The following is an 18,015-nucleotide window of genomic DNA, read 5'->3' on the forward strand; positions in this document are numbered from 1 at the left end:
GTGCCCAGTATAAGCGACTGACTAGAGAGGGCAACGCATCACGAGCGCATCCACCGGCCCATAATAGCGGCGACGCAGGCCTGCCTTGCCGAAGCCGTGCGCGGTGTAAAGACGGATCGCGCCGGCGTTGTCAGCAGCCACTTCCAGGAAAGCCGTGTCGGCAGTTTCGGCGGCGCGCGCAAGAAAGCCAGCGACCAGCCGCGCGCCGATCCCCCGGCGGCGCGCGTCGGGATGGGTGGCAAGGGTCAGAAGCTCCGCCTCTCCGGCGATGGCGCGGCCGATCAGGAAGGCCTGATCCTCGCACAGCAGGAAGGCGCCGGGGCTTTCCGCAGCCGATTGCAGGTCGCGGGCCGACCAAGGGGCGGGGTTGGTGAAGGAGGCCGCGTGGATGGCGGCCAGATCAGTCCACATCCAGAATCACCGGCGGCGGATCCGAAGGGGGCGCGGCGTCGGCGCCCCGCAGGTAGAAGGGGGAAGGGGGCCCCTCGGGCGCGCACTTGGCGGCGACGCGGGCAATGGCTTCGGCCAGCGGAAACAAGGGCGGATGCTGCGGACCCTCGGGGATCGTCTCGCTTAAGCAAGCCGCAGTGTCGGGGCCGAAGGTCTGGACATAGAACGCCCCGCGTCTTGCATCTTCGGCCACGACCAGCGGTCTGGGCAGGCCATGGGCCCGCGCTTCCAGCGTGGTGACGCCAAGGGCGGGGATGTCCAGCCCCAGTGCCAGCCCACGGGCGGCGGCCACGGCAATGCGGACGCCGGTGAAGTTGCCGGGGCCGGTGCCCACGGCCAGCGCGTCCAGATCCGACCAGCGTCTGCCGCCTTGGGCCAGCACCTCCTCCAGCAGGGGGATCAGGCGTTCGGCCTGGCCCTTGGCCATCAGTTCCTCGGCCTGCGCCAGAACCGTGTCGCCTTGCAGCAAAGCGGCCGCGCAATGCGCGGCCGATGTGTCGAACGCGAGGATCAGCGCGTCAGGCCGCAACCGGACGCACCTCCAGCACCTCGGGGATGTAGTGGCGCAGCAGGTTCTCGATCCCCATTTTCAGCGTCAGGGTCGAGGAGGGGCAGCCAGCGCAGGCGCCCTGCATGTGCAGATACACGATGCCGCGGTCGAAACCGTGGAAGGTGATGTCACCACCGTCCTGCGCCACGGCGGGGCGGACGCGGGTGTCCAGCAGTTCCTTGATCTGCTCCACGATGGCGCCATCCTCGCCATTGTGCTCGGCATGGGCGGAGGCCGTGCGCTCACCGGCGATGACGGGTTCGCCGGACTGGAAATGCTCCATGATGGCGCCCAGAACGGCGGGCTTCACATGGTCCCATTCGCGGCCATCGGCCTTGGTCACCGTGATGAAGTCGTGGCCGAAGAAGACGCCGGCCACGCCGCCCACGGCAAAGATGCGCTTTGCCAAGGGGGAGGAGGTGGCGGCCGCCTCGGTCGGGAAATCGGCGGTGCCGATGTCCAGCACCTGACGGCCCGGCAGGAATTTCAGGGTGGTGGGGTTCGGGGTGGGTTCGGTCTGGATGAACATGGGCAGCCTCCAAGGTTGGCTCCGATATGCGCCCGAAGGCCGCCCCTGTCAAGTTTTGGAACGATTCTAATCGGCCACGAACTTGTTGAAGCGGCTGGTCCCGCCATCCGCCACCTTGTCCTGATACAGGAAGGTCAGGCCGCTGTCGTCGAAGATCTGGAAGAACTCCTCCCACTCGATCGGGGTGAGGTTGTCTTCCGGTTCCCCGAAATCGATGCGCAGGATGCCGCCCTTGCCCTTGGTTTCGATCTTGGCCGGATGGCCGTCGCGGGCCTCGGCCCATCCGCGGATCGTGTCGTGGTCCTGTGTCTTGTGCGATTCGGACATGGTTTCCTCCGGTTTCCGGCAGGGGAAACCACAGGTGCGGCGGGAAGTTCCCGTCAGGTGATCGCTTCCAGCCGTTCCTTGGACAGGTCGCCCGGCACCACTGTGACTGGAATCGGCAGCGTGCCCGCGTTGCGCGTCATTTGTGTCACGAGCGGACCGGGGCCGCCCTTTTCCACGCTGGCCCCAAGGACGAGGATGCCGATGGTGGGGTCTTCCTCCACCAGCTTCAGGATCTCCTGCCCCGTGTCGCCTTCGCGTACCACGAGCGAGGGATGGACGCCCTGCCGGTCGCGCATCCACTTGGCGAAGACCTCGTAATGCGCCTCGATCCGCTCGCGCGCCTCGGTCCGCATGACGTCGGCCACGCCCATGAAATGCTGCATGTCCTCCTGCTCGATCACGGCCAGGATCACCACGCCGCCCCCGGTATGGGCGGCGCGATAGGCCGCGTAGCGCATGGCGTTCAGGCATTCGCGGCTGTCATCCAGCACGACAAGGAATTTCCGCATGATCCGTCCCCCTTGGTCGATGATGGGCGCATGGCCCCGAAATGCAAGCGTTCAGCGCGAATGGGCAAAGTCCATGTAGAGATCGCGCACCCGCTTGGTGACGGGGCCGTGGGCGTATTCGGTGTCGTCGAACCGCGTCACCGCCTGCACCTTGGAGAAGTTGCCCGACAGGAACACCTCGTCCGCGGCGTGGAAGTCGTCGAAGGTCAGCACGGTTTCCCGCACCTCCACCCCGTCGGCGCGCAGGTTGGCGATGTGGCGCGCGCGGGTGATGCCCGACAGGAAGGTGCCGTTGGCGATGGGGGTGAAGACGACGCCGTCCTTCACCATGAACACGTTGGCCGTGGCGGTTTCGGCGACGTTGCCCATCGCGTCCCCCACCAGCGCGTTGCCGAAGCCCTTGCGCTTGGCCTCCACCAGCATGCGCGCATTGTTGGGGTACAGGGCGCCGGCCTTGGCGTTGCAGACCGCATCCTCCAGCACCGGGCGGCGGAAGCGGGTGCGCGTCAGCGTGGTGGTGCGGTCGGCCGGGGGCAGGGGCACGGCTTCCAGGCTGATGGCGAAACCGGTCGAATCCTCGGCCGGGGCGACGCCAAGGTCCGATCCGTCAATGGCCCAGTACATCGGGCGGATGTAGACGGCGGTGTCATAGCCCTTCAGCCCTTCGCGCACGATCTCCACCATCTCGGACGGGTCAATGGTGGGCGTGATCATCAGCGCCTCGGCCGAGCGGTTGAGGCGGGCGCAATGCAGATCCAGATCCGGCGTCACACCGTCGAACAGCCGGGCGCCGTCGAACACGTTGGACCCCTGCCACAACCCGTGATCGGCGGCCCTCATGACCGGAATGTCGCCCTCGTGCCAAGAGCCCTCGAACCATGTGCGGATTTGCGTGCCAAATGCCATCATGCCCTCCAATTTCGGCGTTGTTAGACCATCACGCGGCAAAGGGGGCAAGGGGGGCGCCTTCGGGCGAAGGTCTGGGGGACGGGGGACCCGAAGGCGCGGGCTGTTGGGGAACAGGATGCAGCCACGGACAGGATGCGCCGAATCGATGGCGGTTTTGTGACGGGTTTCAGCGCGCCAGCCGCCGCAGGCCGCGCAAGGCCAGCGTCTGGCCCAGTTGCGCCATCATCCCCGCCAGCGCCAGCATCAGCCCGAACAAACCGGCCGCCAGACCCAGCGCCGTGTTCGACAGGCGCACCGTCGCGCGCAGGAAGCGCGTCTTGCCCAGCACCTCCATCCGGCCGACGGTGCGGGCGCCCAGCGCTTCCGACGCGTTGGCGATGCGGCGGGCCTCGGTCGCGTCGTCAACATGGCGCAGAAGGTGCAGCGTTTCCAGCGGGGGCAGCGTGTTCTCCATCCGGTTGACGCTGCGGGCGACGTCGATCACCGGCTCCAGCGCGGCGGGGCGCAGCAGGCGGGCCACGTCGTCGGTGCCGCGCACGGCGGGCAGGGCGGCCCAATCGACGCCTTCGCGCACGGCACGGGTCAGGCGCGCGGTCAGCGGCGGCGACAGAAGGCGCATCTGGCGCGCGGTCTTCACCACCGCCGCGCCCGCGCGCACCCCCAGCGTCGTCCCGCCCGAGGCGAGGATCATCGCCGTCGCCCCCAGCCCCACGGCCGAAAGCCCCACATCCAGCACATCCACGGGTTCGTCCGACAGGTAGGCCAGCCCGCCCCGGGTCAGCCCGGCGATGTCGCCCAGGCTGGTCAGCGCCACCGGCGCCTGGCACAGCAGCATTGCCGACAGCTGGCAGTTCGCCGCGTCATAGGCGCAGGCGGCGCAATCGGACATCTGCGTCCACAGCCCGCCATCCACGGCACGGGCGGCGTCGATCGCCGCGGTGTCGACGGGGATGCCCCGTTCCTGGGCCACCGTGATCACGGCGTCGATGGCGATCCAGTTGCGCGGATCCTCGGCCAGCAGCGCGGCCAGACGGTCCGCGATCCGCGCAGGGGTCGCCTCTTCCGCCATGGCGCGGTCCATCGCGGCAGAAATCTCGGCCCCCGCGCGGTCGGTGAAGGGGCGAAGGTCAGGGTCCCGCGCGATGCGGATCCCCGACCAGAGGGTGAAGACCAGCGAGCACGCCAGAAGGGCCGTCAGCCCCGCGCGCGCCGCCAGCCGCAGCATCACACCTGCCGCGAGCGGATCAGGCCCACGATGTCATAGACGTCGTTCAGGATGGGCGAGGAGATAGCGTCCGCCCGTTCGGCCCCGCGGCCCAGGATGGCGTCGATCTCGTCCGGTTCCTGCATCAGGCGGTTCATCTCGGCCGTGATGGGGCCAAGCTTGGCCACCGCCAGATCGGCCAGCGCCGGCTTGAAGGTGCCGAACTGCGCGCCCGCAAACTCCGTCAGCACGTCGGCGGTGGTCCGGTCCGACAGCGCCGCGTAGATGTTCACGAGGCTTTTGGCGTCGGGGCGTCCCTCCAGCCCCTCCACGGTGTCGGGCAGGGGCTCGGCATCCGTCTTCGCCTTGCGGATCTTCTTGGCGATGGTGTCGGCGTCGTCGGTCAGGTTGATGCGGCTCTGGTCCGACGGGTCGGATTTCGACATCTTCTTCGTGCCGTCGCGCAGGGACATGACCTTGGTCGCCGGCCCTTCGATCAGCGGTTCGGTGATGGGGAAGAAGTTCACCTTGTAGTCGTGGTTGAACTTCGCCGCGATGTCGCGCGTCAGCTCGATATGCTGCTTCTGATCCTCGCCCACCGGCACATGGGTTGCCTTGAAGGCCAGGATGTCGGCCGCCATCAGCGACGGATAGGCCAGGAGCCCCAGCGAGGAGTTCTCGGAGTTCGCGCCCGCCTTGTCCTTGAACTGCGTCATCCGGTACATCCAGCCGATGCGCGCGATGCAGTTGAAGACCCAGGCAAGTTCGGCATGCGCGCGGACCTGGCTTTGGTTGTAGAGGATCGAGCGTTTCGGATCGATGCCCGAGGCGATGTAGGCCGCCGCCACTTCACGCGTCTGCTGGCGCAGCTTCGCGGGGTCCTGCCAGACGGTGATCGCGTGCAGGTCCACGACGCAGTACAGCGTCTCGATCCCCTCGTCCTGTTTTTGCGCAAAGCGCTTCAGCGCGCCAAGGTAGTTGCCCAGCGTGAGGCTTCCCGAGGGTTGGATGCCCGAGAAGATGCGCGTGGGGAAAGCCTGAGGCGTTTGGACCGGCTCGGCCATGATGTGAACTCCGTCTGGAATGTGTCAGGGTTTCCGCTTAACGCTGGGGGCCGTGGCAAGGCAAGGAAAAGCGATGCAGACCGAAGCTCCGATCAATCCGCTCCCCTGGGTCGTGTGGCTGCTGGCGCTGCCCATGATCGCGATGGAACTGGCCTTCGCGCTGGGCCAGTCGGGCCTGACGTCGAATCCCGGCGCCATCGGCTGGCGGCTGGAGGCGGTGGAGCGCTTCGCCTTCTTCCCGCAGATCTTCAAGGCAATGTGGGCGGCGGGCGACTGGCCGCCCCAGCACGTGATGCGGATCGTGCTTTATCCCTTCGTGCAGGGGTCGGTCACGCAGGCGATCTTTGCCGTGGTGATCCTTCTGGCGCTGGGCAAGATGGTGGGGGAGGCGTTTCGCCCGCTGGCCGTGCTGGTCGTGTTCTTCGGCGCGGCCATTGCCGGGGCGCTGGTCTTCATGGCGCTGCCCGGAAACGTGATGCCGCTCTATGGCGCCTATCCCGCCGTCTACGGGCTGATCGGGGGCTTCACCTTCCTGTTGTGGGTGAATCTGGCCGGCACGGGCAGCAACCCCTACCGCGCGTTCAGCCTGATAGGCCTTCTGATGGGGGTGCAGCTGATCTTCGCGGCGCTGTTCGGCGGCGGGCTGCAATGGGTGGCCGACCTTGCGGGCTTTGCCGCCGGGTTCCTTTTGTCCTTCCTTGTCAGCCCCGGCGGATGGTCGCGCGTGGTGGCCCGCCTGCGTCAGCGCTGACGGCGCATCGCGGCCTTCATGTCGGACGGGCGGAACGCCCCCAGCAGGAAAGCCGACCCGAAATAGCTGACGATCCCGAGCCCGACCAGCGCCGCCAGCGCGGCATAGCGCAGCGCGGGGGTCGCCAGCGGTCCCGCCATCGCCTGCGCGGCCACCAGCAGCACCACGCCCATCAGAACCGAGGCGAGACAGATGCGCGGCAGCCGCGCCTTCAGCCGCCCGTCCGGACGCACGGCGTCGCCCATGTGGCGCGCACCCCACCACAGCTGCGCGAACATCACCCAGCCCGACACCGTGGTGGCCAGCGCGGCCGCCAGAAAGCCCATCACCGGCATCAGCCCGACGGCAAAGACGACGTTCACCGCCATGGCGCAGAGGGCAAAGCGGAAGGGGCTGCGCGTGTCTTCCCGCGCGTAATACAGCGGCTGGAACAGCTTGTGCAGAACGAAGGCCGGCAGGCCCAGACCATAGGCGCCCAGCACCAGCGCGGTGTTCTGCGTGTCCAGCGCCGTGAACGCCCCGCGCTGATACAGCACCTGCACCAGCGGCAGCGCCAGCACCACCAGCGCCACGGCGGCGGGCAGGGTCAGCAGGGCCGCAAACTCCATCCCCCGGTTGAAGCTGGCACGGCCGCCCTCATGGTCCCCGGCGCGTAGGCGGCGCGACAGTTCCGGCAGCAGCACCGTGCCGATGGCGATGCCCACCACGCCCAGGGGAAGCTGGTACAAACGGTCCGCATAGGACAGCCAGCCCACCGCCCCTTCGGTGAAGGAGGCGACCTGCCGCCCCACCAGAAGGTTGATCTGCACCACGCCGCCCGCCATCACGGCCGGCCCTGCGATGACCAGAAGGCGCTTCAGTTCGGGCGTCAGGCGGGGGCGTCCGGGCAGGAAGGTGTAGCCCGCCCGCCGCGCCGCCCACCAGGTGAAGGCGAATTGCGCGATCCCCGTCACCGGCACGGTCCAGGCCAGCGTCAGGCCCATGTCCCAGTTCATCCGGTCGGCCAGCAGCATCGCCAGGATGAACACGATGTTCATCAGCACGGGCACAATCGTGGCTTCCGTAAAGCGGCCATGGGTGTTCAGCACCCCCGACATCAGCGCGACGAGGGAGATGAACAGGATGTAGACGAAGCCGATCCGCCCGTATTCCACCGCCAGCCCGAACCGTTCGTCGCCCCCGAACCCCGAGGCCATGGCCCAGACCAGAAGCGGCATGGCCAGCGTGCCGATCAGCGTGACCGCGATCAGCACCGTTCCCAGCCCGTTGAAGGCGTCGCGGGCGAAGCCCTTGGGGTCTTCCTCGCCTTCCACCTTTTTCGCGAACATCGGCACAAAGGCCATGTTGAACGCGCCTTCGGCAAAGAAGCGGCGGAACATGTTCGGGAGGGAGAAGGCGACAAGGAACGCCTCCGCCGCCGGGCCTGCGCCCAGATAGGCGGCCATCATGATGTCGCGCGTGAACCCAACCAGCCGTGACCCGAAGGTCCAGCCGCCGACGGTCAGGAAGCCGCGAACGAGGCTGCGGCTCAACGCCCCGCCCTCGCCGCGCCTTCGGTGATGGCGCGGCGCAGCTTCGCCTCCAGGCTTTCGCGGCGGGACTTGTTGTGCAGTTTCAGTCCGAACATGTCTTTCACATAGAAGGTGTCGACGACCTGTGCCCCATAGGTCGCGATTTGCGCCGACGCAATGTAGATGTTGTCGGTCGCCAGCGTGCGCGTCAGGTCATAGAGCAGGCCCGGACGGTCCCGCGTGTCCACCTCGATGATCGTGTAGATCTCGGATCCTTCGTTGTCGAAGACGATGTGGGTGGGAAAGCGGAAGGCGCTTTCGCGCTTCTTCACCTTGTCGCGATCGGCCAGCGCCTCGCGGGTCACGACCTCTCCCTTCAGGATGCGTTCGATCAGCTGGCGCAGGCGGGGCAGGCGGGCCACCTCGTAGGGGGCGCCGTCGGCGTCCTGCACCCAGAAGACGGTGGTCACATAGCCGTCCTTGGTCGTGTAGGTGCGCGCATCGACCACGTTCGCCCCCGCCAGCGCCAGGGCCCCGGCGAGGCGCGAGAAGATGCCCGGATGGTCGGCCAGCGCAAAGCAGGCGCGGGTGGCGGCGCGGTCGGGCTCGGCGTCCAGCTCGATCCGGATCTCGTCATCGCCCAAGCCACGCAGCATCCCCGCCAGCACCACATGGGCCGAGGTGGGCAGCCCCTGCCAGTAAGGCGGGTAATGGCGGTTCATCTCGGCCCGCAGCTGGCGGGGGTCCCAGCCGGCCAGCGCCTCGCGCAGGGCGCGGCGCGCCTCGCCTTCGCGGGCCTGCCGGTTCAGCGTTTCCAGCCCGCCTTCCAGCACGGTTTCGGTGTCGCGGTGCAACTGGCGCAAAAGCTGCGCCTTCCAGTTGTTCCACGTGCCGGGGCCCACGCCGATGATGTCGCACACTGTCAGGATCGTCAGCAGGTCCAGCCGGCGGCGCGACCGCACGGCCTTGGCAAAATCCCGCACCGTCCGCGGGTCCGAGATGTCGCGCTTCTGCGCCACGTCGGACATCAGCAGGTGATGGCGCACCAGCCATTCCACCGTTTCCGATTCTTCGGCCGACAGGCCAAGGCGGGGGGCCACGCGGCGGGCGATCTGGGCGCCCAGGATCGAATGCTCCTCGGGCCGGCCCTTGCCGATGTCGTGCAGCAGCAGCGCGATGTAGATGACGCGGCGATTAGCGCCCCCCATCACCTCGGGCGTCATGGGCAGCTCGTCCGCCAGCTCCCCCTTCTCGATCCGGGCAAGGGTGGAGATGCATTGGATCGTGTGCTCGTCCACCGTGTAGTGGTGATACACGTTGAACTGCATCATCGCGACGATGCGGCCGAATTCCGGCATGAAGGCGCCCAGCACCCCCACCTCGTTCATCCGCCGCAACGCACGTTCGGGGTTGCCGTGCTTCAGCAGCAGATCGAGGAAGATCTGGTTCGCCTCGCGATTGTGGATCATGTCCTCGTCGATGAGGTCGAGGTTGGCCGCCACCAGACGCGCGGCGTCGGGATGCATCATGTAGCCGGTCCGCACCGTTTCCTCGAAGATGCGCAGCAGGTTCAGCTTGTCGGCGAGGAAGGTCTGCGGATCGCGGATCTCGATCCGGCCATGGGACAGGCGGAACTGCGGGCGCAGCGCCTTGCGGCGGCGGATCAGGCCCAGAAGGTCCGGCTCACGCTTGGCGTGCCGCGCTTCCAGTTCCGCGAGGAAGATCGCCGTCAGCTCTCCCACGGTGGTGGCCTGCCGGAAATAGGCCTGCATGAAGCGTTCCACGCCGCGACGGCCGGGGCGATCCTCGTAGCCCATGCGGGCAGCGACCTCCACCTGCATGTCGAAGGTCAGCTGGTCCACCCCACGTTTGGCCGCGTAATGCAGGTGGCAGCGCACGGTCCAAAGGAAATCCTCGGCGTCGCGGAAGGTCTCGTACTCCTCGCGCGTGAAAAGGTCGGCCGCGACCAGCCCTTCGGCGCGGGGCACGCGGTGCAGGTACTTGCCGATCCAGTACAGGGTCTGAAGGTCGCGCAGCCCGCCCTTGCCTTCCTTCACGTTGGGTTCCAGCACGTAGCGCTGGCCGCCCTGACGCTTGTGGCGGTCGGCCCGTTCGGCCAGCTTCGCCTCGATGAACTCCGGCCCCGACCGGCGGAACAGGTCAAACCACAGCCGCTCCCCCAACTCCGCCCAAAGGGCGAAGTCGCCGGTCAGGACGCGGTGTTCCAGAAGGGCCGTGCGGATGGTGATGTCCTCGCGCGCCATGTGCAGGCATTCGCGAAGGGAGCGTGTGGCGTGGCCGACCTTCAGCTTCAGGTCCCACAGGATGTACAGGGTGGCTTCCACCGCCGCCTCGATCTGCGGATTGCTGCGGGGGGGCGTCAGGAACAGCAGGTCGACATCCGAAAACGGCGCCATCTCGGCCCGGCCATAGCCGCCGACGGCCAGCACCGCCACGGGGGTCTGCCCGTCAAGGTGCAGGTCGCAGGCCAGATGAAAGGCCGCGCCCACCATCGCGTCGACCAGCCGCGCCTGATCGCGGATCAGCGCGCGGGAGGACAGGGGGTTTTCGGCAAAGCTGGCCTTCAGCCGGGCTTCCGTCGCCACCCGCGCGGCGGTCAGGTGGCGGACGGCCACCTCGCGCGCCGCGCGGGGATCGAGGGGGCGGGCCAGCTCGGCGCGGATCGCCGCCAGAAGGCCCGCTTCGGTCGGAAGGTCGGTCAGAAGGCCGTCGCGGGGCCCCGGCTCAGAAGCCGAAGCCGCCACGGAAGCTGCGGGGGGCAGGGTCAATCACGCTCACCTGGTTGTTGGAAATCCGCGACACGGCCAGTGCCCGTTCGTTGGTGCCGTCGGGCAGCAGGCGGAACGCGCCGCCGGTTCCGGCAAAGCCCGCGCTTTGCGTCAGCGCCGGACGGCTGAGCGGTTTGCCGGATTTCACCAGCGCACCTATGGCCGCCACCCCGTCATAGGCCAGGCCTGACACCGGATGCGGGGCACGGCCATAGGCCTGGGTGTAGCGCTGGACATAGCCGCCCCACAGCGCCGGATCGGGTTGCGCGAACCAGCCGCCCTGCAGGCTGGGCAGACCCAGCGTTTCGGACGGGATGTCCCAGCGGGTCAGGCCGATGAACTGCACCATCTCCGGTGTCAGGCCGTTGCTGCGCAGGGCTTCGGTGATCGCGGGAAGGGCGCCGGCGGTGTCGGCCGTCAGGAAGACTGAATTTGCGCCCCCCGCCTGTGCGCGCTGCGCAATGCCCGGCGCCGCCTGCCGGATCCCGTTCTGCGAGAAGCTGTAACCTTCCTGTCCGACGATCGTGGCACCGGCCTGCTGCGCCCCGCTGGCGATGGCCGCACGTCCGGTTTCCCCGGCCGCGTTGCTGTCATAAACGATCATCATGCGGCCCGCGTTCTGGCTTTGGGCATAGCTGGCCAGCCGGCGCGCGGTGTTCTGGAAGGTCTGCCCCAGCACGAAGACGTTTCCGCCCGCGACCGAGGTGTTGTTGGAGAAGGCGAGCACGCTGACGTTCTGCGGAACGGCGCTGCCCACGGCGTTCGCCTCGGCCGCGTAAAGCGGGCCCAGGATGATGTCGGCGCCCGCCGTGACGGCCTTCTGCGCCTGTGCCGCCGCGTTGCCTGGCTGGCCCGCGGTCGGATAGACCTGCAGCACGATCTGGCTGGTGCCAAGGTCGCGGATCGCAAGGCGCGCGGCGTTTTCCAGCGCGCGGGCCAGATCCTCGTCGCTGGCCTTTCCCGATCCGGCGGGAACCAGCAGGGCGACCTGCACGGCCTGCCCGCGGCTGGCCCCCGGCGCGGTGCCGGCGGTGTCGATCGGCTGGCACGCGGCGATCGCAAGCGCCGACAGGGCGACGACGGCGCGGCCCATCTGCTTGCGGGCGCGGCTGAAAACAGACAACATTCGCGTATTCCTCATCCCTGTGGCGCTTCGGGGCAGAGCCTAGGGCGGCGGGAGGTGGAAAGCAACTTTTGGAAGGACGGAACATGGCGCTGGCCGCTGGGCTTCACTTCGTGGCCACCCCCATCGGTGCGGCGCGCGACATCACGCTGCGGGCGCTGGACATCCTGCGCGACGCCGACGTTCTGGCCGCCGAGGACACGCGCACCCTGCGCCACCTGATGGAAATCCACGGCATCCCGCTGAACGGACGCCCGCTGGTCGCCTATCACGACCACAATGGCGACACCGCGGGCCCCCGCCTGATCCGTGCGATGGAGGAGGGCAAGACCGTCGCCTATGCATCCGAGGCGGGAACGCCGCTGGTGTCCGATCCGGGGTTCGAGCTGGGGCGGGCCGCCATCGCCGCCGGCCTGCCGGTGCTGACGGCGCCCGGACCTTCCGCCGTTCTGGCCGCGCTGACCGTGTCGGGGCTGCCGTCGGACCGGTTCCTCTTCGCGGGGTTCCTGCCTTCGGCTTCGGGCGCGCGCAAGAAGGCGCTGGCCGAGGTGGCGGGCATTCAGGCCACGCTGATCTTCTACGAATCGCCGAAACGACTGGCAGCCTCCCTGCGCGACATGGCGGAGGTGATGGGCGACCGGCAGGCGGTGGTGTGCCGCGAACTGACCAAGAAGTTCGAGCAAACGGTGCGCGACACGCTGCCTGCGCTGGCCGAAACCTATGCCGACCAGTCGGTGAAGGGGGAGATCGTGGTGCTGATCGACCGCGCCCTTCCGCAGGCCGCGACCGAGGCCGATGTGGAAGACGCCCTGCGCGCCGCCCTGGAGCATGCATCGGTCAAGGACGCCGCGGCCGAGGTGGCCGCCCGCCTGAACCTGCCCAAGCGCGACGTCTATCAACTGGCCCTGAAGCTTTGAGCGCGACAAACCACCATGCGGGCCTCGCGGCCGAGGACATCGTCATCCGCCATTACGGCCTGCCCGTGGCCGCGCGCCGCTGGAAGGGGCCGGGGGGTGAGATCGACCTGGTCCTGCGCGAAGGCGGTTCGGTGATCTTCGTGGAGGTGAAGGCCGGCCGCCGCGCCGCCCATGCCCTGCAAACGCGCCAGATCGCCCGCATCCGCAACTCGGCCTTGGCGTGGCTGGCGGACGAACCCCTGGGCCAGCGCACCGACTGCCGCTTCGACGTGGCGCTGGTGGTGGACGGGCGGGTGGAGGTCATTGCCAATGTCCAGTGACTGCGCCACTGATAGGCGCAAAAGAAGGAGAGCCGCATGAAGGTCGCATTCCAGATGGACCCGATGGGGTCCGTCAACATCGACGGTGACAGCACCTTCCGCATCGCGCTGGAAGCGCAGGCGCGGGGGCACGAGCTGTTCCACTACCATCCCGACCACCTCGCCTTCGACGAGGGGCGGATCACCGCGCGCGGGCAGTGGATGACCTTGCGGCGCGAAAAGGGCAACCACGTCACCTTCGGCGACACGCAGGTGGTGGACCTCTCGACCATGGACGTGGTCTGGCTGCGGCAGGACCCGCCCTTCGACATGGGCTACATCACCTCCACCCATCTTCTGGACATGCTGCCACCGTCGGTGCAGGTCGTGAACAACCCGTTCTGGGTGCGCAACTATCCCGAAAAGCTGCTGGTCCTGACCTTCCCGGACCTGACGCCGCCCACGATGATCGCACGCGATCTGGCCACCATCCGGGAGTTCAAGGCCCGCCACGGCGACGTCATCCTGAAGCCGCTGTACGGCAACGGGGGTGCGGGGGTGTTCCGGCTGGACCCGAACGACCGCAACCTCGCCTCGTTGCACGAGATGTTCACCGGCATCAGCCGCGAGCCGCTGATCGTGCAGAAGTTCCTGCCCGCGGTGTCCAAGGGCGACAAGCGCGTGATCCTGGTGAACGGCGAACCGATCGGCGCGATCAACCGCGTGCCGCAGGCCGGGGAAACGCGGTCCAACATGCATGTCGGCGGCCGTCCCGAAAAGGTGGCCCTGACCGAGCGTGACCGCGAGATCTGCCGCATCATCGGGCCCACCCTGCGGGAAAAGGGCCAGATCTTCGTTGGCATCGACGTGATCGGCGACTGGCTGACCGAGATCAACGTGACCTCGCCCACCGGTCTTCAGGAATTGGAACGCTTCGACGGCACCAACGGCGCGGCGTTGATCTGGGACGCGATCGAAGCGAAGGCCTGATCCAGCCCCGCATCAAGAAAAAGGCCCGCCGGTGTGGCGGGCCTTTTGCGTTCACTTCGTCAGGATCAGCTTGCCCGCGCGGGTGATCCGCAGGCTGTAGATCTGGCCGTTCAGCACGATCCGCGCCTGGTTGCCGCCATCCGTCAGGCGGGTGGCGTCATGCACGGGCATGCTGGTGTCGATCAGGTGGGAAAGGTCGGTCATCGCGTTCATGATCTGCGCTCCAGTCGGTCGATGAGAAGGGAATACCCGTGGGTCGGTGCAAGGCCGGACAACACCTGCCGCAAGACTTCGGTCAGGTCCGTGTCGGGCTTTTCCGGTGGGCGGTGTGTCATGGCATTCCTGCGGGACAAGTGACTCTGTGAGTCAAATCCTTAGTGATTATCTCGGGCTTGTAAAGCCTGATTTATTTACTCGGGAATAAGCAGGCGTCCTTTTGACGCAGACCGTTCGGGGCAGGGGCTGCCCATATCTTTGCAAAGCATGGAGAAACCGATGAAAAACGCGATGAAGCTTCTGGACGGGTTGATGAGCGGCTCGGGCGGGCTGGCCGGTCTTGCAGGGCAGGCAAAGGGCAGAACAGGCGGCGCCGGTGGTCTGGCCGAGCAGGCGAAGAGCATGCTGGCCGGCGTGCAGGGCGGCTCGCTGGGCGGTTTGGCGGGGCAGGCCAAGGGGATGTGGGACCAGCAGGGCAATGTGACCAAGGTGGCGGCGGGCGGCGGTCTTCTGGCGCTGCTGCTGGGCGGCAAGGATGTGCGCAACGTGGCGGGCGGTGCGCTGAAGGTGGGCGGTGCGGCAGTTGTGGGTGCGCTGGCCTATCGTGCGTGGCAGGACTGGCAGGACGGCAAGGCCGTCACGAAGGACGCCGAACCGAAGGCGCTGCCCTCGCCCGAGGGGACGGCGTTCCTGCCCTCCGATCCCGCGGCGGCGGACGATCTGGCCACCCGTCTGGTGCAGGTGATGGTCGCGGCGGCCAAGGCCGATGGCCATGTGACCCCAGACGAACGGCAGCGAATCGAAACGCAGCTGGCCCAGCTGGGTCTGGACGCGGAGGCCGAGCGCCTGATCGCCGACGAGTTGGCCGCGCCGCTGGATGTGGGCCGCATCGCGGCCCTGGCCCGCACGCCCGAGGAAGGGGCCGAGGTTTACGCCGCCTCCCTTCTGGTGGTGAACCCGGACGGCGCGGCGGAAAAGGGCTATCTGGCCATGCTCGCCGCCCGCCTGGGGCTGGATCCCGAACTTGTGTGCCACCTTCACGCCCGCGTGGCCGAGCTGGCCTGACCGATTGCGCCCGCCGCGCATCCGTGCTTGGACAAGGTGCGGATGAACGGAGGGCGCGATGCGGATATTCCTCAACGGTTTCGGGCGGATCGGGCGATCCGTCCTGCGGGCGTGGTCGCAGGGCGGCTGGCCGGGAATCGAGATCGCGGGCATCAACGACATCGCCACAGCCGAGATGTGCGCCTACCTGTTCCAGTATGACAGCGTCTTCGGACCGTTCCCCGGCACGGTGGCGCTGGAAGGCGGGGCGCTGGTCGTGAACGGCCGCGCGATCCCGTTGCACCGCACGCAGGACCTGTCGGTGCTGGACCTGTCGGGCATCGACGTGGTGATGGAATGCACCGGCCGCGCTGACACCCGAGAGGTCGCCGAACGCGGCCTGATCGCGGGGGCGAGGCGCGTTCTGGTGTCGGGCCCGTCAAAGGCCGCCGACGTGACGCTGGTCCTTGGCGCGAACGAAGGGGCGCTGACCGCCGGACATCGCATCATCTCCAACGCCAGCTGCACAACGAACGCGCTGGCCCCGTTGGTGAAGCTGCTGGACGCCGAATGGGGCGTGGTCACGGGGACGATGACCACGATCCACTGCTACACCGGAAGCCAGCCCACGATGGACGCGCCGGCGGCGGATTTCGCGCGGTCGCGCGCGGCGGCGCTGTCGATGGTGCCCACCACCACCTCCGCCCAGCGGCTGCTGGATCAGGTCCTGCCGGATCTGGCGGGGCGGGTGCAGGGGTCGGCGGTGCGGGTGCCGGTCGCCTCCGTCTCCGCCGTGGATCTGGCGGTGATGACCGAACGTCCCGTCGATGTGGACGCGGTGAATCTGGCCTTCCGCAACGCGGGCGGCGTGATCGGGGCGGTGGATGGCCCGCTGGTCAGCACGGACCTGCGCGCCCGGCCGGAAAGCATCGTCATGGCCACGCCGGAAACGCGCCGGACCGATCAAGGTCTTTTGCGCGTCTTCGGCTGGTACGACAACGAATGGGGCTTTTCCAACCGCATGCTCGACATGGCGCTGCGGCTGGCCTAGCTGTCCAGCTGCAACCAGCCTTCGGGCGCACGGCGGAAGGTGTGGGCGGCGGTTTCCACGAAACGCGCCTCCTCACCGGCGGAGATGGCGCGGACCGTGATTTCCGCCCGTGACACGTCCAGCACGTTGAAGCTGTTGTCCTGATGGCGCAGGCGGGTCGAGAGGCCGGTGCCCGCCTGCACGAACAGCAAGCCCGGCGCGGTGGTGAAGGGCCCGATATGCGTGGTGTGGATGTGCCCGCACAGAACCACGTCCGCCCCGCACTCGGCCAGCGCCTTCAGCGCCTTGGCCGATCCGCGCATCAGCCGCTTGTCACTGCCCTCCAGATGCTCCAGCGGGTGGTGCAGAACGACGACGCGCGCCTTGTCACCGGCATCCGCAAAGGCGTTGCACACCCGTTTCAGGGTGTGGGAGGACAGGCGGCCCGTCTGATGTGCCAGGGGGTTGACCGTGTTCACGCCGACGACGCGGATGCGGTCATTCTCGAAGGTGGGTTCCAGATCGGTGGCGATGTATTCGCGGTAGCGTTCCCATGGCCGCGTCAGGCGCACCCAAAGGTTGTCCAGCGGCGTGTCATGATTTCCGGGCACCGCCAGCACGGGGGCAGTGATGCGGTCGATGAAGGACCGCGCCTCCTCGAACTGCCAGCGGCGGGCGCGTTGGGTGAAATCGCCGGAAATGACGCACAGGTCCGGCGACAGCGTGTTCACCTTTTCCAGCAGGGGTTCCAGAAGGGCGGGGGAGGTGCGGCCGAAGTGAAGATCCGACAGGTGGACGATCCGCCTCATGGGGTCTCCACCCGGTCGGCCTCGTCGGGAAGGATGATGGACAGCGCGTCGCGCAGGATCTCGAACGTCAGAGGCGTGTCCATCCGGCTCTTTTCCCCGTCATAGGCGACCAGAAGGCTGGATTTCTTCGTTTCCACCGTGAATTCGTTCACATGCAGAAGGTCCACGTCCCGCCCCAGTTTCACCTTGCCCCGGCACAGGTTCCACGTGGTCTTCAACAGCGATGCGCGCCCTTCACCCTTGGCGATGAAGGCGACCAGATCGTCTTCGCTGATCTCGGCCGACCCGGGAAGGCCGAACCGTTCCAGCTGATAGGCGGAGCGGGCCACGAAGATCAGGGGGGTGGACACCTGCCGGCGTTCGCCGTCCACCTCCAGAGTGACGCGCCATGGGCGGCGATAGCGCAGGAAGGTCTTCAGCACCGACCAGTGCGCGGCCACGCGCCTGCGACCGAAGCGTTCATAAACGGATTCCCGCTGCTTCAGGATCGCGGGATAGATGCCCAGGCTCGCGTTGTTCAGGAACACGATGCCGTTCACCGCGCCTACGGAAATGCGGTGGGAATGGCCGTTCAGGATGGCGCGGGCGGCCTCGTCGGGTTCCTGCGGAAGCCCGAGCCCCCGCGCGAAATAGTTGAAGGTGCCCAAGGGCAGCACGGCTAGGTTCACATCGGTGTGGACCAGCGCGTTGGCCACGCCCATTACCGTGCCATCCCCCCCGGCGGCGACGATGGTGGTGAACCCGTCCTCCACGGCCTTGCGGACGGCGTCCTTCATGTCCTCCCCTTCCTGCCAGCGGCGCAGGGTGGCGGTGCCGAACACGGACATGGCCGTGTCGATCGCCTGCGCGTCGTGGCTGTTGCGGCCCGACTTGGGGTTGGCGATCACGCAGATGGTGGAAGGATCAAGGGCCATGGAGGTCTCCGGCTACGGGCACAGGGGCAACGCCGCAGCACCGCCTCTGGTTTCCGCAAAGGCCGTCATGTCCTGGAAAA

General features: G+C 67.7%; 21 protein-coding genes. 6 read left to right on the forward strand and 15 right to left on the reverse strand.

Annotated elements, in window-relative coordinates:
* Window positions 1-21 precede the first annotated feature (21 nt).
* The 8 genes from ACSHZY_RS05405 to trpS form a co-directional block, all read right to left on the reverse strand.
* Window positions 22-411: a GNAT family N-acetyltransferase gene (locus ACSHZY_RS05405; RefSeq protein ID WP_435166469.1), complete on the reverse strand. Its 390-nt coding sequence runs from the start codon at window positions 409-411 to the stop codon at window positions 22-24.
* On the reverse strand, window positions 401-979 hold the full coding sequence (gene tsaB, locus ACSHZY_RS05410; RefSeq protein WP_435166471.1) for a tRNA (adenosine(37)-N6)-threonylcarbamoyltransferase complex dimerization subunit type 1 TsaB: 579 nt from the start codon (window positions 977-979) through the stop codon (window positions 401-403). Before tsaB ends, ACSHZY_RS05405 begins: the two co-directional genes overlap by 11 nt.
* On the reverse strand, window positions 969-1,529 hold the full coding sequence (locus ACSHZY_RS05415) for a NifU family protein (protein WP_435166473.1): 561 nt from the start codon (window positions 1,527-1,529) through the stop codon (window positions 969-971). The genes tsaB and ACSHZY_RS05415 overlap by 11 nt, the downstream gene beginning before the upstream one ends.
* A 66-nt stretch (window positions 1,530-1,595) precedes the next feature.
* Window positions 1,596-1,856 carry a hypothetical protein gene (locus ACSHZY_RS05420; RefSeq protein ID WP_435166475.1) on the reverse strand — a complete coding sequence of 87 codons (261 nt, stop codon included), beginning with the start codon at window positions 1,854-1,856 and terminating at the stop codon, window positions 1,596-1,598.
* Between the two features lie 53 nt (window positions 1,857-1,909).
* A complete protein-coding gene (locus tag ACSHZY_RS05425) occupies window positions 1,910-2,365 on the reverse strand; it encodes a universal stress protein (protein ID WP_435166478.1) in 456 nt (151 codons plus the stop codon).
* A gap of 51 nt (window positions 2,366-2,416) precedes the next feature.
* The gene (locus ACSHZY_RS05430) at window positions 2,417-3,271 is read right to left on the reverse strand and encodes a branched-chain amino acid aminotransferase (RefSeq protein WP_435166481.1); all 855 of its coding nucleotides are present in this window, start codon (window positions 3,269-3,271) and stop codon (window positions 2,417-2,419) included.
* Between the two features lie 169 nt (window positions 3,272-3,440).
* The gene (locus ACSHZY_RS05435) at window positions 3,441-4,499 is read right to left on the reverse strand and encodes a hypothetical protein (RefSeq protein WP_435166484.1); all 1,059 of its coding nucleotides are present in this window, start codon (window positions 4,497-4,499) and stop codon (window positions 3,441-3,443) included.
* Entirely contained in the window at window positions 4,499-5,542 is a 1,044-nt protein-coding gene (gene trpS, locus ACSHZY_RS05440; protein WP_435166487.1) for a tryptophan--tRNA ligase, read from the reverse strand. The genes ACSHZY_RS05435 and trpS overlap by 1 nt, the downstream gene beginning before the upstream one ends.
* A 73-nt stretch (window positions 5,543-5,615) precedes the next feature.
* Between trpS and ACSHZY_RS05445 the strand changes: the two genes are divergently transcribed.
* The gene (locus tag ACSHZY_RS05445) at window positions 5,616-6,293 is read left to right on the forward strand and encodes a rhomboid family intramembrane serine protease (protein ID WP_435166489.1); all 678 of its coding nucleotides are present in this window, start codon (window positions 5,616-5,618) and stop codon (window positions 6,291-6,293) included.
* Here ACSHZY_RS05445 and murJ read toward each other — a convergent pair.
* The 3 genes from murJ to ACSHZY_RS05460 are packed head-to-tail and all read right to left on the reverse strand — an operon-like array spanning window position 6,284 to window position 11,719.
* Window positions 6,284-7,825 (reverse strand): murein biosynthesis integral membrane protein MurJ, encoded by a 1,542-nt coding sequence (gene murJ / locus ACSHZY_RS05450; RefSeq protein WP_435166492.1) that lies wholly within the window; start codon window positions 7,823-7,825, stop codon window positions 6,284-6,286. The genes ACSHZY_RS05445 and murJ overlap by 10 nt on opposite strands.
* Complete coding sequence (locus tag ACSHZY_RS05455; protein ID WP_435166495.1) at window positions 7,822-10,593, reverse strand: [protein-PII] uridylyltransferase; 2,772 nt, start codon at window positions 10,591-10,593, stop codon at window positions 7,822-7,824. Before ACSHZY_RS05455 ends, murJ begins: the two co-directional genes overlap by 4 nt.
* Complete coding sequence (locus tag ACSHZY_RS05460) at window positions 10,550-11,719, reverse strand: penicillin-binding protein activator (protein ID WP_435166498.1); 1,170 nt, start codon at window positions 11,717-11,719, stop codon at window positions 10,550-10,552. The genes ACSHZY_RS05455 and ACSHZY_RS05460 overlap by 44 nt, the downstream gene beginning before the upstream one ends.
* An 83-nt stretch (window positions 11,720-11,802) precedes the next feature.
* Between ACSHZY_RS05460 and rsmI the strand changes: the two genes are divergently transcribed.
* The 3 genes from rsmI to gshB are packed head-to-tail and all read left to right on the forward strand — an operon-like array spanning window position 11,803 to window position 13,922.
* Entirely contained in the window at window positions 11,803-12,633 is an 831-nt protein-coding gene (rsmI, locus tag ACSHZY_RS05465; protein WP_435166501.1) for a 16S rRNA (cytidine(1402)-2'-O)-methyltransferase, read from the forward strand.
* Entirely contained in the window at window positions 12,630-12,953 is a 324-nt protein-coding gene (locus ACSHZY_RS05470) for a YraN family protein (protein ID WP_435166504.1), read from the forward strand. Before rsmI ends, ACSHZY_RS05470 begins: the two co-directional genes overlap by 4 nt.
* Before the next feature lie 36 nt (window positions 12,954-12,989).
* Window positions 12,990-13,922 (forward strand): glutathione synthase, encoded by a 933-nt coding sequence (gene gshB / locus ACSHZY_RS05475; RefSeq protein WP_435166507.1) that lies wholly within the window; start codon window positions 12,990-12,992, stop codon window positions 13,920-13,922.
* A 51-nt stretch (window positions 13,923-13,973) separates the two neighbouring features.
* Here the strand turns inward: gshB and hemP are convergent, their stop codons facing one another.
* Window positions 13,974-14,093 (reverse strand): hemin uptake protein HemP, encoded by a 120-nt coding sequence (gene hemP, locus ACSHZY_RS05480; protein WP_241557940.1) that lies wholly within the window; start codon window positions 14,091-14,093, stop codon window positions 13,974-13,976.
* Window positions 14,094-14,131: 38 nt separating this feature from the next.
* A complete protein-coding gene (locus ACSHZY_RS05485) occupies window positions 14,132-14,257 on the reverse strand; it encodes a hypothetical protein (protein WP_435166510.1) in 126 nt (41 codons plus the stop codon).
* A 160-nt stretch (window positions 14,258-14,417) separates the two neighbouring features.
* Here ACSHZY_RS05485 and ACSHZY_RS05490 point away from each other — a divergent pair, with 160 nt between their 5' ends.
* Together ACSHZY_RS05490 and ACSHZY_RS05495 are read left to right on the forward strand one after the other, a co-directional pair.
* Complete coding sequence (locus ACSHZY_RS05490; RefSeq protein WP_435166513.1) at window positions 14,418-15,203, forward strand: tellurite resistance TerB family protein; 786 nt, start codon at window positions 14,418-14,420, stop codon at window positions 15,201-15,203.
* A gap of 58 nt (window positions 15,204-15,261) precedes the next feature.
* Window positions 15,262-16,233, forward strand: coding sequence for a type I glyceraldehyde-3-phosphate dehydrogenase (locus ACSHZY_RS05495; RefSeq protein WP_435166516.1), 972 nt, complete (start codon window positions 15,262-15,264; stop codon window positions 16,231-16,233).
* Here ACSHZY_RS05495 and ACSHZY_RS05500 read toward each other — a convergent pair.
* Window positions 16,230-17,021 carry a metallophosphoesterase family protein gene (locus tag ACSHZY_RS05500; RefSeq protein ID WP_435166519.1) on the reverse strand — a complete coding sequence of 264 codons (792 nt, stop codon included), beginning with the start codon at window positions 17,019-17,021 and terminating at the stop codon, window positions 16,230-16,232. The genes ACSHZY_RS05495 and ACSHZY_RS05500 overlap by 4 nt on opposite strands.
* The gene (locus ACSHZY_RS05505) at window positions 17,018-17,935 is read right to left on the reverse strand and encodes a diacylglycerol/lipid kinase family protein (RefSeq protein ID WP_435166522.1); all 918 of its coding nucleotides are present in this window, start codon (window positions 17,933-17,935) and stop codon (window positions 17,018-17,020) included. The genes ACSHZY_RS05500 and ACSHZY_RS05505 overlap by 4 nt, the downstream gene beginning before the upstream one ends.
* Between the last annotated feature and the right edge of the window lie 80 nt (window positions 17,936-18,015).

It is taken from the genome of Falsirhodobacter sp. 1013, assembly GCF_051195255.1.
GTDB lineage: Bacteria > Pseudomonadota > Alphaproteobacteria > Rhodobacterales > Rhodobacteraceae > Falsirhodobacter.

What these genes read in the sequence shown, in the direction of transcription:
- ACSHZY_RS05405 (WP_435166469.1), bottom strand. Translation starts at nt 411, where the DNA reads ATGTGGACTGATCTGGCCGCCATCCACGCGGCCTCCTTCACCAACCCC.
- ACSHZY_RS05415 (WP_435166473.1), bottom strand. Translation starts at nt 1,529, where the DNA reads ATGTTCATCCAGACCGAACCCACCCCGAACCCCACCACCCTGAAATTC.
- ACSHZY_RS05420 (WP_435166475.1), bottom strand. Translation starts at nt 1,856, where the DNA reads ATGTCCGAATCGCACAAGACACAGGACCACGACACGATCCGCGGATGG.
- ACSHZY_RS05425 (WP_435166478.1), bottom strand. Translation starts at nt 2,365, where the DNA reads ATGCGGAAATTCCTTGTCGTGCTGGATGACAGCCGCGAATGCCTGAAC.
- ACSHZY_RS05430 (WP_435166481.1), bottom strand. Translation starts at nt 3,271, where the DNA reads ATGGCATTTGGCACGCAAATCCGCACATGGTTCGAGGGCTCTTGGCAC.
- ACSHZY_RS05435 (WP_435166484.1), bottom strand. Translation starts at nt 4,499, where the DNA reads ATGCTGCGGCTGGCGGCGCGCGCGGGGCTGACGGCCCTTCTGGCGTGC.
- trpS (WP_435166487.1), bottom strand. Translation starts at nt 5,542, where the DNA reads ATGGCCGAGCCGGTCCAAACGCCTCAGGCTTTCCCCACGCGCATCTTC.
- ACSHZY_RS05445 (WP_435166489.1), top strand. Translation starts at nt 5,616, where the DNA reads ATGCAGACCGAAGCTCCGATCAATCCGCTCCCCTGGGTCGTGTGGCTG.
- ACSHZY_RS05460 (WP_435166498.1), bottom strand. Translation starts at nt 11,719, where the DNA reads ATGTTGTCTGTTTTCAGCCGCGCCCGCAAGCAGATGGGCCGCGCCGTC.
- rsmI (WP_435166501.1), top strand. Translation starts at nt 11,803, where the DNA reads ATGGCGCTGGCCGCTGGGCTTCACTTCGTGGCCACCCCCATCGGTGCG.
- gshB (WP_435166507.1), top strand. Translation starts at nt 12,990, where the DNA reads ATGAAGGTCGCATTCCAGATGGACCCGATGGGGTCCGTCAACATCGAC.
- hemP (WP_241557940.1), bottom strand. Translation starts at nt 14,093, where the DNA reads ATGCCCGTGCATGACGCCACCCGCCTGACGGATGGCGGCAACCAGGCG.
- ACSHZY_RS05485 (WP_435166510.1), bottom strand. Translation starts at nt 14,257, where the DNA reads ATGACACACCGCCCACCGGAAAAGCCCGACACGGACCTGACCGAAGTC.
- ACSHZY_RS05490 (WP_435166513.1), top strand. Translation starts at nt 14,418, where the DNA reads ATGAAAAACGCGATGAAGCTTCTGGACGGGTTGATGAGCGGCTCGGGC.
- ACSHZY_RS05495 (WP_435166516.1), top strand. Translation starts at nt 15,262, where the DNA reads ATGCGGATATTCCTCAACGGTTTCGGGCGGATCGGGCGATCCGTCCTG.
- ACSHZY_RS05500 (WP_435166519.1), bottom strand. Translation starts at nt 17,021, where the DNA reads ATGAGGCGGATCGTCCACCTGTCGGATCTTCACTTCGGCCGCACCTCC.
- ACSHZY_RS05505 (WP_435166522.1), bottom strand. Translation starts at nt 17,935, where the DNA reads ATGGCCCTTGATCCTTCCACCATCTGCGTGATCGCCAACCCCAAGTCG.